The organism is Rhizobium sp. WSM4643, assembly GCF_025152745.1.
Classification (GTDB): domain Bacteria; phylum Pseudomonadota; class Alphaproteobacteria; order Rhizobiales; family Rhizobiaceae; genus Rhizobium; species Rhizobium leguminosarum_I.
On the sequence record NZ_CP104040.1, the window covers coordinates 4,023,424 to 4,035,842 of the forward strand.

Sequence of the window (12,419 nt, forward strand, 5' to 3'; positions counted from 1 at the left end):
TTTGGCACTTCCGCACTAAATCAGGGAATGCCGCTGGGGTCATCCAATCCATCACGGAGCCGTTTCATGGAATATGTAAAATTCGGAAAGACCGGTCTCGAAGTATCGAAAATCTGCCTGGGCTGCATGACCTTCGGCGATCCCAGCCGCGGGAATCACGCCTGGAGCCTGCGTGAGGAAGAAAGCCGGACGATGATCAAGCAGGCGATCGACCTCGGCATCAATTTCCTCGACACCGCCAACACCTATTCCAACGGTTCGTCGGAGGAGATCGTCGGCCGCGCCATCAAAGACTTCGCCAAACGCGAGGACATCGTGCTGGCGACCAAGGTGTTCAACCGGATGCGGCCGGGCCCGAACGGCGCCGGTCTGTCGCGCAAGGCGATCTTCGACGAAATCGACAACAGCCTACGCCGCCTCGGCACCGACTATGTCGACCTCTATCAGATCCACCGCTTCGACTACACGACGCCGATCGAGGAAACCCTGGAAGCGCTGCACGACGTCGTCAAATCGGGCAAGGCGCGTTATATCGGCGCCTCCTCCATGTATGCTTGGCAATTCGCCAAGGCGCTCTACGTCTCCAGGCTGAACGGCTGGACCGAATTCGTCAGCATGCAGGACCACCTGAACCTGCTCTACCGTGAGGAAGAGCGCGAAATGCTGCCGCTTTGCGAGGATCAGAAAATCGCCGTCATCCCGTGGAGCCCGCTTGCCCGCGGCCGCCTGACCCGCGACTGGGACGAGACGACGGCGCGCAGCGAAACCGACGAATTCGGCAAGACGCTCTACACCCAGTCCATCGATGCCGACCGCAAGATCGTCGGGGCCGTGGCCGAAATCGCCAAGGCCCGCAACATCTCCCGCGCCCAGGTCGCAACCGCCTGGATCCTGCAGAAGAGTGCGGTGACCGCCCCGATCATCGGCGCGTCCAAACCGAACCACCTCAGAGACGCCGTTGCTTCGCTCTCGGTCAAGCTTACCGCCGAGGAAATCGCGGCACTGGAAGCACCCTACGTCCCGCACGCCATCGCCGGCTTCAAGTAGCCGCTGGTTTCTCGATCCTCAGGCATGTGCAAGGTAGATCCCTCTCCGCGCGGAGAGGGAGATCGAAACCATCGCCTTTCGCGACTGAGATTATGTCTGGCTTTCAGGATCGAGCTGCCGGCGCATCGTCACCAGAAACTGCTCGGCAAGCGCCCTGTCCTCGACCGCGCGGGCAAGAATGACGGCACCCATCATCGATGACAGTGTCGTCGTCGCATTGGCACGACGCTTCTCTTCCGTTTCGCCGGGAACGATATCGGCAAGCGTGTCGACCAGCACGGACAGCCCATCGCTGAAGACCGCGCGGACTGCCCCGCGGCTGCGGCTGACCTCCTGGATCAGCGTTGCAAAAACGCAGCTGCCGCCGGGATCGTCAACCGTGCGCCAGTGGATATAATGATCGAGAAGCGCTGCCAACGGCCGGTCGGGCGATTCGGCGATATGTTCCTTCCAGCGCGTTTCGACCTTGTCGATCAGCTTGCGGCTGACCTCAAGCGCCAGGTCGTCCTTCGAACCGAAATGACCGTAGAAGCCGCCATGCGTCAGCCCCGCCGCCTTCATGATGTCGGCGACGCCCACCCCGTCGAAACCGTTTTCGCGGAAAAGCACGCCGGCAACGCTCAGGATCTTTTCGCGGTTCTCGGCAAATTTTTCGCGGCTGACCCGCATTCGTCATCTCCAGAAATAGTCGCTTGACAAAATATATGACGTCCATCATCAATACGCAAGAAATATGATGCCCATCATGTAAATCGATCCAGTATCTCCTAAGACCTGAATTCAACCGGAATCTTGCCCATGGTTTCCACAGCCCTTGCCTCCTCCCTTGCCCGGCGCAACATCCATTACGGCTGGGTCGTCGTCGCCGCGACCTTCCTCACCATGCTGGTCACCGCCGGCGCCATGGGCGCACCCGGCGTTCTCATCAAGCCACTGCAGGACGAATTCGGCTGGGAGACATCGCAGATTTCCTCGGCCCTTGCGATCCGCCTGATCCTTTTCGGCTTCATGGGTCCGTTCGCCGCCGCCTTCATGAATTATTTCGGCGTGCGCAAGGTCATCGTCTTCGCGCTTGCGCTGATCGGCGCAGGCTTCGTCGGTTCGCTGTTCATGACGACGCTGTGGCAGTTGCTGCTGCTCTGGGGTATCGTCGTCGGCTTCGGCACGGGTCTGACGGCCATGGTGCTCGCCGCAACGGTCTCCAGCCGCTGGTTCACCAAGCATCGCGGCCTCGTCGTCGGCATGCTCTCGGCAAGTTCGGCCACCGGCCAGCTCGTCTTTCTGCCGTTGATGGCGGAACTGACGCAACGTTACGGCTGGCGCTCGACGGTGTTTTTCGTCTGCGCCATGATCATGGTTGCAGCCCTTGCCGTGCTTGCCTTCATGCGCGACCGGCCGGCCGATCTCGACCTGCCCTCCTTCGGCGAAACGCAGGTGACGCCGCCGCCGGCAAGCACCTCGCTTGGCGCCGCGCTGATGACGCCGATCACCGTCCTCAAGGAAATCTCGAAGACCTCGACCTTCTGGATCCTCTTTGCCACCTTCTTCATCTGCGGTCTCAGCACCAACGGCCTGATCCAGACCCATTTCGTGACCCTGTGCGGCGATTTCGGCATCGTGCCGGTGGCCGCGGCCAGTGTGCTGGCTGTCATGGGCATCTTCGATTTCTTCGGCACCATTGGTTCCGGCTGGCTGTCCGACCGTTTCGACAATCGCTGGCTGCTGTTCTGGTATTACGGACTGCGCGGTCTCTCGCTGCTCTACTTGCCCTTCAGCAATTTCAGCTTTTACGGCCTCTCCATCTTTGCCATTTTCTACGGTCTCGACTGGATCGCCACCGTGCCGCCGACCGTCAAGATCGCCGCCGACCGCTTCGGCCGCGAAAAGACCGGCCTCGTCTTCGGCTGGGTCTTTGCCGGACATCAGCTGGGAGCCGCCACGGCCGCCTATGGCGCCGGCCTCTCGCGCACGGAGCTTTCGAGCTACCTGCCCGCCTTCTTCGTCGCCGGCGCCTTCTGCCTGCTGGCCTCGATCCTGGCGATTACGCTGAAGAAGTCCGGCCTGAGCAACCCGGCACCGGCCGCCGCCCATTGATATCAAACAGGATCCGGCCTCGAAGCGAGGCCGGATCTCTCTACCGGATCAGTCCGATAACTTCGCTTGCCCGTCTTGCGCGTCCGGGCGCTCGCATGTTAGACAGCCGCCCGTTCGTATCCGTTGCCCCATTGGCGGAATTGGTAGACGCGCTCGACTCAAAATCGAGTTTCGAAAGAAGTGCTGGTTCGACTCCGGCATGGGGCACCATCATCTCAAATTGTCGCGTAGCGCCCCTGCCTCAAAAGCCCGACACAGGACCACGCAACATAATTCGTATCTTAGCGAAGCTCACTTATTCTTCAGCAACCACATCTTGCCGGCCATCGTGATGCCGTAGACGTCTTTTGATGCGTCGTCATCCAGGTGCCGCCTCTCCAGAAAACCCGGCTCCTTCAACTCGCCCAGCGTCTTGGCGGTGACCGATTTTATTTTCTGAGGCCGCTCTTTCCACCGGTCAGTTCGTGCATAAGTCACTGTCGCGTTCTCGTGCGTCCATTTATTGGCCGGCTGAGGATAAAGGTCTCCATCCCTGGCGAGTTTAAGTGCGGCAATCTGGGACGGCGTAAGCTCAATCATACTAAAAGATCCTGTGCGGGCGGTGTTTGCGCTGGGAACGCGCTTTTACCAAAGGCGTGCTCATAACACCGACAGACGACTTTCACCACCGCATTGCGATATTCGTGCCACAAAAGGCGAAAACCCGGCTCGTCGGGACCAGGCTTCGTCCTTATCGCACATTTTTTCGTTTATTGCAGCGCCGGAGCGTCTTGGTGACCTCACCTTCGTCGGCCTGTCGGGTGATGCTCCTGGTTTCGCAGGCATTATCGCGATAGCGGCGGTGCTCACGTTCGCGCACGGCACCGAAAGTGACGCCGCGCTCGCTGATGGTGATGCCGTACTCTTCCGCATGTCGTTTCTCCTTTCTTAATGAAAGGGTAACGAGGCAAGACGCAGGTGGTGAGAACGAAGGCTTTATCCCCCAAATCAACTGTTTAATTTTGCTTGCGCTTCGTCCAGAGTGGCCGCCGCGATCACAAGAGAGGGCGGACGTGCATCAGGAAGTAGGACTCATCGCGACGGTCGCCGTCAGTTTCGTTTTCGCAGCGATCCTGGGCTATGGCGCCGACAGGCTTCGGCTGCCGCCGCTCGTCGGTTATTTGATGGCGGGCATCCTGATGGGCCCGTTCACGCCGGGCTTCGTCGCCGATACCGCCCTTGCCGGCCAGCTCGCCGAGATGGGCGTCATCCTTTTGATGTTCGGCGTCGGCCTGCATTTTTCCGCATCCGACCTGCTCGCCGTGCGCGGCATCGCCGTGCCTGGCGCGATCGGGCGGATTATCCTCGCCACCCTGTTGGGCATCGGTCTTTGCAAGCTCTGGGGCTGGAGCCTCGGCGCCGGCATCGTCCTTGGCCTCAGCCTGTCGGTGGCGAGCACCGTCGTGCTCTTGAAGGCGCTGGAGGAGCGCAATCTCGTCAGCGCGGCGAGCGGACGCGTCGCCGTCGGCTGGCTGATCGTCGAGGATCTGGTGATGGTGCTGGCGCTGGTGCTGCTGCCGGCGCTCGCAGAGCTTCTGGGTGGCAATGCCAGCATTACGACCAATCATGGGCTCGGCGACCTGCCGCTGGTGCTGACGATCGGCCTGACGCTGCTGAAGGTGGTGGCCTTCGCCGCCATGGCGATCTTCCTCGGCCCTCGCATCGTGCCCTGGCTGCTGACGATGATCGCCCGCACCGGCTCGCGCGAACTCTTTACGCTGACGGTGCTGGCGATCGCGCTCGGCATCGCCTTCGGTTCGGCGGCGATCTTCGGCGTCTCCTTTGCGCTCGGCGCTTTTTTCGCTGGCGTCGTCATGAGCGAATCCCAGCTCAGTCACAGGGCGGCGGCCGACTCGCTGCCGCTGCAGAATGCCTTCTCCGTGCTGTTCTTCGTCTCCGTCGGCATGCTCTTCGATCCCTCGATCCTGGTGCGCCAGCCGCTTGCCGTGATCGGCGCGCTGGCGCTCGTCATCCTCGGCAAAGGCATCATCACCTTCCTGATCGTCATGCTGCTGCGATACCCGATCAGCATGGGGTTGACTCTGGCCGGCGGCCTTGCCCAGATCGGAGAATTTTCCTTCATCCTCGCCGGCCTCGGCGTCTCGCTCGGGCTCCTGCCGCATGAGGGCCAGGATCTGATCCTGGCCGCCGCAATCCTGTCGATCACCCTCAATCCGATCGTGATCTTTGCGACCGACGGCCTGAAGAAATACATCCATTCGAAATGGCCGTCCCTCTGGGAAAGCTACGGCAGGAACAGGCAGAAGGCGCTCGGCAGAGAACTGGAAAAGATCAGGGAGCTCGGCGAAGAGCGCGAGCGCCAGCATCAACTGAAGATGCAGCAGCTGATCGAGACTTTCCCGCTGTTCTCCGAGGTCGACGAGGACGCGCAGGAGGAGCTGCTGCTGCTCTTCAAGGCGAAATCCGCGCCGCCCGGCGAACGCGTCATCCGCCGCGGCGACCGGGGCGACAGCATGTATTTCATCTCCTCGGGCGCGGTGGAAGTGCGGCTCGCCAGCGGCGCGATCCGCCTGGAGCCTGGCGCCTTCTTCGGCGAAATGGCGCTGCTGACTGGCGGACGGCGCACCGCCGACGTCATCGCCGTCGACTTCTGCCAGTTCGAGGTGCTTGAGCGGCGCGACTTCAATATGTTCATGTCGCACCATCCGCATCTGCGTGCCGCCGTTAGCGAAATGGCCCAGAAGCGGACGGAAATGAACGTCCTGCGGCAGCAATGGGAAAAGTCGATGGACCTATCCTGAGACGGGAACCGCAGCTCTCGGATAGAGCTGCGGCGTTTCGCAAAATGATAGACTACTTGTCGGGGCAAGCTTCGTTGGTCGTCGTGCCGCTGTTGCCGCCTTGCGTCTGAAGCGAATTGCCGCTCGGCTGGTCCGGGCAATTCGCCTTGTTCATCGGCATGTTCATCGAACCGCCGGAGCCATTGTTCGTCGTGCTGTTCGTTGCATTCGGATCCAGTGGTACCGTCGTGCCGCTGCCGCTGTTGCCGGTGCTGTTATATTCCGAGCTGCTCGGCGTATTGGCGCCGCTGTTGGTCGGAGCCTGCGGCGGGTTGCTCTGTGCGAAAGCCGACGCCGCCATGCCAAGAGCGAGCAGCGAGACTGCAGCAAGTTTCATCCGCATGGGAATATCCTCCTCGGGATTTTGTTGATCATGAGGAGGAAACCATGCGCCAAAGCCGTTGTTCCGACAGGCATAGGGATTAAATCCCCAGACGCGCGGCGCCGTAGCGGGATTGCCTCAGCCCGCCGGCCAATAACCGTCGGCGCAGAAATCCTCCGGGATTGGATCGAGCCGCGACAACGCCTCGGCTGCGAAATCGATCTGCAGCGACAGGTGTTTGAGAGACGCCAGCATTGGCACGCCGGTCGCGAATTCCCGGACGCGGGACAGATGATAACCGCTCTCGCTGATCCGTCGCGCAGCCTCCCGGCGCACGTCGTCTTTGCTTGGTCCACGCCCCTCTGCGGAGAGCCCATCCATTTGCACGGCGTGTCCACGGCCGCCTTCGATCACTTTGAACATTCTCATGCCACCCTGCACGTCGACCCTAAATCAGCTTGCCGCAGAATGGCCGATTCGCAATCCCGCGAAATCTTGGGAGAGGCGCCGATGGCCTGCATCACGAAAATTTTTCGACGGCGGTGGCAGGAAGGACACGGGCGAGCATTTACAGCGCCGCGCACGGCCCCTAAAGCTTTTTGCACCGCAACAGGAAGGAAACGGAATGCTCCGCAGACTTTACGACTGGACCATGTCTTTGGCCTCGCGCAAATCGGCCGAAGTCTGGCTCGCCGTCATCGCCTTCGTCGAAAGCTCCGTCTTTCTCGTCCCCGCCGATGTGCTCTTCCTGCCGATGGCGCTTGCCAAGCCGGAACGCGCCTATCGCTATGCGCTGATTGCAACTGTCGCCTCCGTGCTCGGCGGCATCGCCGGCTGGGCGCTCGGCTATTACGCCTATGACGCAATCGCCAGGCCAGTTCTTGAGTTCTACAGCAAATTCGATGATTTCGAGCGATTGCGAAGCGCGATCCACGGCGAATGGGAAATCCTGTTACTATTGCTGGTGACTTCCGGCTTAGCACACCTTCCGCCGATTAAGGTCGTGACCATTATGGCTGGCGTCATCGGCATGAATCTAGGCTTCTTCGTTATCTCGGCCATCGTGGCTCGTGGTGCTCGGTTCCTGCTTTTGGCGTGGCTGCTTCGTCGATATGGCGAGCCGATCCGCCACTTCGTCGAGAAACGCCTTGGTCAGATCGTCGGCATCGGTGCCGGCGTCCTCATCACACTCGGAATCGCTTATAAACTGTTTGCCCACTGAGCCAATTTCGCGGAGCTCCGCCATGACTGCCACTTCCTCGCCTCTCGCCCGCCCCGGCTTTATTTATTCCCTGTTGCTCGCCATCGGCATGGCGGCGGCGGTCGGAACGGCGCTCGGCTTCCAGTATATCGGCGGCTATATTCCTTGCGCGCTCTGCCTGTTGCAGCGTCAGCCCTATTATTACGCCATCCCGATCGCGATCCTGGCCGCAATCTCCGAACTCATCGGGCTGCCGAACTGGATCACCCGGGCGCTCATTCTCGCGGCCGGCATCCTGATGCTGGTGACGGCAGGCATGGGTGTCTATCACGCCGGCGTCGAATGGCATTTCTGGCCCGGCCCGCCCACTTGCTCGACGACGGCAAGCAGCATGACGACCAATGCCGGCGATCTGCTCGGTGAGCTCAACACCATCAAAGGCCCGTCCTGCACCGATGCGGCGCTTCGCGTGCTCGGCCTGTCTTTTGCCGGCTGGAATGTGATTGCCGGAATCCTGCTTGCGGCCTTCGCCTTTGTCGGCGTTCGCAAGGCCGCCACTGCATAAATTATGCAGGAAACCGAAATGTACAGCGCCTTTTGCGCGTTTGAAAAGACGCGCGACGCTGTAGGCCGTTCGATCAGGGCTGTAGTTCGGTATCCCAGTAGAGATAGTCGAGCCAGCTTTGATGCAGATAGTTTGGCGGGAACAGCCGGCCGTTATTGTGCAGATCCTGTACCGTCGGCTGGTAGGGCTTCTGCGCCGGGAACATGCCTGCCTGCTTCGGAAGCTTGCTACCCTTGCGCAGATTGCAGGGCGAGCAGGCTGCCACGACATTCTCCCAGGTGGTCTCGCCGCCATGGGCGCGCGGAATGACGTGGTCGAAGGTCAGGTCGTCATCAGCGCCGCAATACTGGCACTCGAACCGGTCGCGCAGGAAGACGTTGAACCGGGTGAAGGCGGGATTGCGGGACGGCTGAACGTAAGTCTTCAGGCACACGACACTCGGAAGCCGCATCGAAAAACTCGGCGAGGAAACCGAATGTTCATATTCTGCAATGATGTTCACACGGTCGAGAAATACCGCCTTGATCGCGTCCTGCCAGGACCACAACGACAAGGGGTAATAACTCAGTGGCCGGTAGTCAGCGTTCAGGACGAGCGCTGGCAGGGCCTGTGGGGAGACTGCAATCGTCAAGGGACTCTCCTGATCGATTCGGCATCTGCACCTGTATATTAGGCCGGTTGTTACAGGATTGTGAAGTCCAATAAATTCAGAGGATAAAGGCAATTTGAAGAGTGTTGCCGATCAGCCGGTCGGCACCACGTCACGGCGCATTTTCGTGGCGTAATAGGCCCAGAAAAGCCGTGCCGCCACCGAACGCCACGGCGACCAGACTTCCGCAAGCTGGGTCAGCGCCTTTGCCGGCGGCCGTGCTGCAAGACCGAAAGCCGCCCCGACGGCATTCTGCAGTGCGACATCGCCGGCTGGGAAAACATCGGCGTGGCCACCGCAAAACATCAGATACACCTCCGCCGTCCACGGTCCGACGCCTTTCAGCGCGGTCAGTTCGCCAAGTGCGTCGCCCGGCGGCTTCAGGCAGAGCCCGGAGAGATCGAGGCGGCCGGAGGCGACCGCTTCGGCAATCCGCGACAGCGTCTCGGCCTTGGCGCGCGACAAGCCGAATTCGCGCCATGCGTCGGCGTGAAGCAGCACGTAGCCTTCGGCAGTCAAAAGACCATCCGACGGCAGCATGCGCCGCCAGATCGCGTCGGCGCTGGCGCGCGATACCATCTGCGAGACGATGATATGGGCAAGGCCGGCAAAGCCGGGTTCGCGCAGCCGCAGCGGAATGGGCCCGGCCTCCGCGACGATCGGTGCAAGACGCGGATCGAGGCGAAGCAGCGCTTCGAGCCCCTGCCTGACATCGTCTTCGTTGCGGATGATCTGCACTTTGCCTCGCAGTGGTTCAAAATTCGAATCCATGGCAGAAGAAAGCATGACCACGAGTGAGCGTCAAAAACCTGTCTTTCGTTTTGCGCCGAGCCCCAACGGACCGTTGCATCTCGGCCATGCCCTGTCGGCCCTGCTGAACCGCGACATGGCGGATGCCGAACAAGGCCGCTTGCTGCTGCGTATCGAGGATATCGATCAGACGCGCTGCACGCCAGAGTTCGAGGCCGGCATCCTCAGCGATCTCGAATGGCTTGATATCAAGTGGGAAAGCCCGGTGCGGCGCCAGTCGGAACATTTCCCCGAATATCAGGCGGCGCTGCACACACTGATCGAGCGCGGACTGGTCTATCCGGCCTTTCTGACGCGTGGCGAGGTGAAAGCGCGCGTCGCCGCCTACGAGGCGGCGGGTGAATCCTGGCCGCGCGATCCCGACGGCACCCCGCATTATCCCGCAAATGATCGCGAGCGTTCGGCAGACGAATGGCGGGACATGCTGACCTCGGGAATGAAACATGCTTGGCGGCTCGATATGCGCAAGGCGCTCGACCTGATCGGCGAACTGCTGTTCTGGACGGAAACCGGCGACGGCAGGACAGGTGAGATCGCCGCCGAGCCCAACGTCTGGGGCGACGTCATCCTGTCACGCTCGGATGCGCCATCGAGCTATCATCTTTCCGTGGTCGTCGACGATGCGCTGCAGGGTGTCACCCATGTCGTGCGTGGGCTCGACCTCTTCCATGCGACATCGGTGCATCGGCTATTGCAGGTGCTGCTCGGCCTGCCGCAGCCGGTCTATCACCATCATCGTCTCATTCTCGGCGCCGACGGCCGCAAACTTTCGAAAAGCGAGGGCGACACCGCACTTGGCGAATTGCGCGCCCAGGGCATGTCAGTTGCGGATATTCGCCGCCTTGTCGGGCTCTGACTGGCTTTCGACACGCTCTCTGCCGACGATCGAAAGCGTGTGCGAAAACATCCGGAAGACGCGGAACTTGATCAGCGCCGCGTTGATCTCCGCCCCGATGATGAAGATGACGCCGACCATGTAGAGGAAGATCAGCACGATCATGACAGAGGCGAGACCGGCATAGGTTGCCGTATAATTGGCGAAGGTCGCGAGATAATAGGCAAAAATCAGCGCGCCGGCGAGCCAGAGAAGTAGCGTCAACAGTACGCCGGGAATGACGTCGAAGACCCGTCGCTTGCCGGCCGGCAGCCAGAGATGCATGACCAGCAGTCCGACCGTCAGAACCACCAGCGTGCCGTAGATGCGCCAGCTGAACACGATGTCGAGCGTATCGGCAAACAGCGGAAACCAGCCGCGCGCATAATCGAGCGCCAGCGGCAGGGCGACCAGCAGGATGCTGATCGCCGCAAAGATGATGACCGCGATCAGCACATAGCCGAGGCTGGCGAGACGCGTGAAATACCAGGGCCGCGTTTCCTGTACCCGGTAGGCGCGGTTGAGCGAGATGCGCAGCGCCTCGACGCCGTTCGAGGCGAAATAGGCGGCGGCCAGCACCGAGATCGTCAGCAGCCCGCCGCGCGGAATGGTCAGCACCTGCAGCACCTGGTCGGCGAGCGGCTTGGCGATCGCCTCGGGCCAGGTGTCGAAGATCAGGTGGATGGCGGTCGAGGAGAACTGATCGGCGCCGAGGAAGCTTGCAAGCGCTGTGCCGAAGATCAGGAAAGGGAAAACCGCAAGCAGGCTCGACAGCGCCACATGGCTTGCCATGGCGAAGCCGTCGTCCTCGACCATGTGACAGATCGCGTCATAGACCACGTCGTAGATCGTGCGCAGCACCTTCGGCATTCCGTCTCCGGCTTTCCAGATTGTATCCTCTGGCCGAATATGGGAAACGAGTCCCATTTTGTACAGGAATCATTCCATGGCGGGAGAACGCACCATCGTCGTGACCGGGTGTTCGTCCGGTATCGGCGCTCATTGCGCGCGGGCGCTGAAAGCCGATGGCTGGCGTGTCTTCGCGACGGTGCGCAAACCGGACGATCTCAAGGGGCTGGAAGCGGAAGGCATCGAAGCCTTCCTGATGGATTATACCAGGACCGAGACGATTTCCGATCTGGTCGGCGCGGTTCTGGAACGCAGCGGCGGCCGCATCGACGCGCTCTTCAATAACGGCGCCTACGGCCAGCCGGGCGCCGTCGAGGATCTATCGACGGCAACGCTGCGCGCGCAGTTCGAGGCGAATTTCTTCGGCTGGCATGAGCTGACGCGGCAGGTCATTCCGCCGATGCGCAAACGCGGCCAAGGGCGGATCGTGCAATGCTCGTCGATCCTCGGCGTCGTCCCCTATCGCTATCGCGGCGCCTACACCGCTTCCAAATTCGCGCTCGAAGGCCTCAGCATCACCCTGCGCATGGAGTTGCAGGGCAGCGGCATCCATGTGAGCCTGATCGAGCCGGGACCGATCGCCACGCGGTTCACCGCCAACGCGCTCGCAAAGATCAAGGAGCATATCGATCTCGAGAATTCGCCGCACGCGGTCGATTACGTCAGGCAATTGGCGAGGCTCGACGGATCGGGGCCGGTCAACCGCCACAAGCTCGGCCCGGAAGCGGTCTATTCCGTGTTGAAACACGCATTGAACTCGAAAAATCCGAGGCCACATTATCCCGTAACGACTCCGGCCAAGCAGGGCATGTTCCTGAAGCGGCTGCTTCCGGCAGACCTCTTCTACCGCCTGATGCGCTGGATGGACTGAGAAAGCTGAATGCCATGTCCACAGTCACCTATATCCTCGCGATCATCGTCATGGGCGTGGTCGCCCTCGTCCTGATCCGCGGTCTCTTCAACATGATGAAGGGCGGCGATGCCAACCGTTCCAACAAGCTGATGCAGCTTCGTGTGCTGTTGCAGGCGGTCGCCGTCATCCTGATCATGCTGACGCTCTGGCTGACCGGCGGTGGCCGCCCAACCTGATCGTCATTCAAGGAGGAAA

16 protein-coding genes and 1 tRNA gene are annotated in these 12,419 nt (G+C 61.0%); 10 read left to right on the forward strand and 7 right to left on the reverse strand.

Going from position 1 to position 12,419, the window contains the following annotated elements; all coding sequences use genetic code 11:
* Positions 1-66 precede the first annotated feature (66 nt).
* Complete coding sequence (locus N1937_RS19865) at positions 67-1,047, forward strand: aldo/keto reductase (protein ID WP_017966377.1); 981 nt, start codon at positions 67-69, stop codon at positions 1,045-1,047.
* Positions 1,048-1,137: 90 nt separating this feature from the next.
* Here N1937_RS19865 and N1937_RS19870 read toward each other — a convergent pair whose 3' ends face one another.
* Complete coding sequence (locus tag N1937_RS19870; RefSeq protein WP_017966376.1) at positions 1,138-1,716, reverse strand: TetR/AcrR family transcriptional regulator; 579 nt, start codon at positions 1,714-1,716, stop codon at positions 1,138-1,140.
* 129 nt (positions 1,717-1,845) lie between these two features.
* Between N1937_RS19870 and N1937_RS19875 the strand changes: the two genes are divergently transcribed.
* Together N1937_RS19875 and N1937_RS19880 are read left to right on the forward strand one after the other, a co-directional pair.
* The gene (locus tag N1937_RS19875; protein WP_017966375.1) at positions 1,846-3,141 is read left to right on the forward strand and encodes an MFS transporter; all 1,296 of its coding nucleotides are present in this window, start codon (positions 1,846-1,848) and stop codon (positions 3,139-3,141) included.
* A 125-nt stretch (positions 3,142-3,266) separates the two neighbouring features.
* A tRNA-Leu gene (locus N1937_RS19880) sits at positions 3,267-3,351 on the forward strand.
* Between the two features lie 81 nt (positions 3,352-3,432).
* Here the strand turns inward: N1937_RS19880 and N1937_RS19885 are convergent.
* Complete coding sequence (locus N1937_RS19885) at positions 3,433-3,720, reverse strand: hypothetical protein (RefSeq protein WP_017966374.1); 288 nt, start codon at positions 3,718-3,720, stop codon at positions 3,433-3,435.
* Positions 3,721-3,733: 13 nt separating this feature from the next.
* On the opposite strand from N1937_RS19885, the gene N1937_RS19890 reads away from it, so the two are divergent.
* The gene (locus N1937_RS19890) at positions 3,734-4,072 is read left to right on the forward strand and encodes a hypothetical protein (protein WP_172643362.1); all 339 of its coding nucleotides are present in this window, start codon (positions 3,734-3,736) and stop codon (positions 4,070-4,072) included.
* A gap of 121 nt (positions 4,073-4,193) precedes the next feature.
* Positions 4,194-5,942, forward strand: coding sequence for a cation:proton antiporter domain-containing protein (locus N1937_RS19895; protein ID WP_260056819.1), 1,749 nt, complete (start codon positions 4,194-4,196; stop codon positions 5,940-5,942).
* 52 nt (positions 5,943-5,994) lie between these two features.
* Here the strand turns inward: N1937_RS19895 and N1937_RS19900 are convergent, their stop codons facing one another.
* Positions 5,995-6,324 carry a hypothetical protein gene (locus N1937_RS19900; protein ID WP_017966371.1) on the reverse strand — a complete coding sequence of 110 codons (330 nt, stop codon included), beginning with the start codon at positions 6,322-6,324 and terminating at the stop codon, positions 5,995-5,997.
* 117 nt (positions 6,325-6,441) lie between these two features.
* The gene (locus tag N1937_RS19905; protein WP_170263044.1) at positions 6,442-6,732 is read right to left on the reverse strand and encodes a hypothetical protein; all 291 of its coding nucleotides are present in this window, start codon (positions 6,730-6,732) and stop codon (positions 6,442-6,444) included.
* 196 nt (positions 6,733-6,928) lie between these two features.
* Between N1937_RS19905 and N1937_RS19910 the strand changes: the two genes are divergently transcribed.
* Both N1937_RS19910 and N1937_RS19915 read left to right on the forward strand, forming a co-directional pair.
* Positions 6,929-7,525 (forward strand): YqaA family protein, encoded by a 597-nt coding sequence (locus tag N1937_RS19910; protein WP_017966369.1) that lies wholly within the window; start codon positions 6,929-6,931, stop codon positions 7,523-7,525.
* A gap of 22 nt (positions 7,526-7,547) precedes the next feature.
* On the forward strand, positions 7,548-8,069 hold the full coding sequence (locus N1937_RS19915) for a disulfide bond formation protein B (protein WP_222279639.1): 522 nt from the start codon (positions 7,548-7,550) through the stop codon (positions 8,067-8,069).
* Positions 8,070-8,142: 73 nt separating this feature from the next.
* On the opposite strand, the gene N1937_RS19920 is transcribed toward N1937_RS19915, so the two are convergent.
* Positions 8,143-8,700 (reverse strand): HNH endonuclease, encoded by a 558-nt coding sequence (locus tag N1937_RS19920; protein ID WP_017966367.1) that lies wholly within the window; start codon positions 8,698-8,700, stop codon positions 8,143-8,145.
* Positions 8,701-8,811: 111 nt separating this feature from the next.
* Complete coding sequence (locus N1937_RS19925; protein ID WP_222279862.1) at positions 8,812-9,504, reverse strand: DNA-3-methyladenine glycosylase family protein; 693 nt, start codon at positions 9,502-9,504, stop codon at positions 8,812-8,814.
* Here N1937_RS19925 and gluQRS point away from each other — a divergent pair.
* Positions 9,503-10,384: a tRNA glutamyl-Q(34) synthetase GluQRS gene (gene gluQRS / locus N1937_RS19930; protein WP_170263046.1), complete on the forward strand. Its 882-nt coding sequence runs from the start codon at positions 9,503-9,505 to the stop codon at positions 10,382-10,384. The genes N1937_RS19925 and gluQRS overlap by 2 nt on opposite strands.
* On the opposite strand, the gene N1937_RS19935 is transcribed toward gluQRS, so the two are convergent.
* Positions 10,349-11,272, reverse strand: a complete 924-nt coding sequence (locus N1937_RS19935; protein WP_170257049.1) for a YihY/virulence factor BrkB family protein — start codon at positions 11,270-11,272, stop codon at positions 10,349-10,351. The genes gluQRS and N1937_RS19935 overlap by 36 nt on opposite strands.
* Before the next feature lie 76 nt (positions 11,273-11,348).
* Here N1937_RS19935 and N1937_RS19940 point away from each other — a divergent pair, with 76 nt between their 5' ends.
* On the forward strand, positions 11,349-12,182 hold the full coding sequence (locus tag N1937_RS19940) for an SDR family oxidoreductase (protein ID WP_170263047.1): 834 nt from the start codon (positions 11,349-11,351) through the stop codon (positions 12,180-12,182).
* A gap of 14 nt (positions 12,183-12,196) precedes the next feature.
* Positions 12,197-12,400: a twin transmembrane helix small protein gene (locus tag N1937_RS19945; RefSeq protein ID WP_064247712.1), complete on the forward strand. Its 204-nt coding sequence runs from the start codon at positions 12,197-12,199 to the stop codon at positions 12,398-12,400.
* Positions 12,401-12,419: the final 19 nt, after the last annotated feature.

What these genes read in the sequence shown, in the direction of transcription:
- N1937_RS19870 (WP_017966376.1), bottom strand. Translation starts at nt 1,716, where the DNA reads ATGCGGGTCAGCCGCGAAAAATTTGCCGAGAACCGCGAAAAGATCCTG.
- N1937_RS19910 (WP_017966369.1), top strand. Translation starts at nt 6,929, where the DNA reads ATGCTCCGCAGACTTTACGACTGGACCATGTCTTTGGCCTCGCGCAAA.
- N1937_RS19875 (WP_017966375.1), top strand. Translation starts at nt 1,846, where the DNA reads ATGGTTTCCACAGCCCTTGCCTCCTCCCTTGCCCGGCGCAACATCCAT.
- N1937_RS19945 (WP_064247712.1), top strand. Translation starts at nt 12,197, where the DNA reads ATGTCCACAGTCACCTATATCCTCGCGATCATCGTCATGGGCGTGGTC.
- gluQRS (WP_170263046.1), top strand. Translation starts at nt 9,503, where the DNA reads ATGACCACGAGTGAGCGTCAAAAACCTGTCTTTCGTTTTGCGCCGAGC.
- N1937_RS19905 (WP_170263044.1), bottom strand. Translation starts at nt 6,732, where the DNA reads ATGAGAATGTTCAAAGTGATCGAAGGCGGCCGTGGACACGCCGTGCAA.
- N1937_RS19900 (WP_017966371.1), bottom strand. Translation starts at nt 6,324, where the DNA reads ATGCGGATGAAACTTGCTGCAGTCTCGCTGCTCGCTCTTGGCATGGCG.
- N1937_RS19885 (WP_017966374.1), bottom strand. Translation starts at nt 3,720, where the DNA reads ATGATTGAGCTTACGCCGTCCCAGATTGCCGCACTTAAACTCGCCAGG.
- N1937_RS19940 (WP_170263047.1), top strand. Translation starts at nt 11,349, where the DNA reads ATGGCGGGAGAACGCACCATCGTCGTGACCGGGTGTTCGTCCGGTATC.
- N1937_RS19925 (WP_222279862.1), bottom strand. Translation starts at nt 9,504, where the DNA reads ATGCTTTCTTCTGCCATGGATTCGAATTTTGAACCACTGCGAGGCAAA.
- N1937_RS19915 (WP_222279639.1), top strand. Translation starts at nt 7,548, where the DNA reads ATGACTGCCACTTCCTCGCCTCTCGCCCGCCCCGGCTTTATTTATTCC.
- N1937_RS19935 (WP_170257049.1), bottom strand. Translation starts at nt 11,272, where the DNA reads ATGCCGAAGGTGCTGCGCACGATCTACGACGTGGTCTATGACGCGATC.
- N1937_RS19865 (WP_017966377.1), top strand. Translation starts at nt 67, where the DNA reads ATGGAATATGTAAAATTCGGAAAGACCGGTCTCGAAGTATCGAAAATC.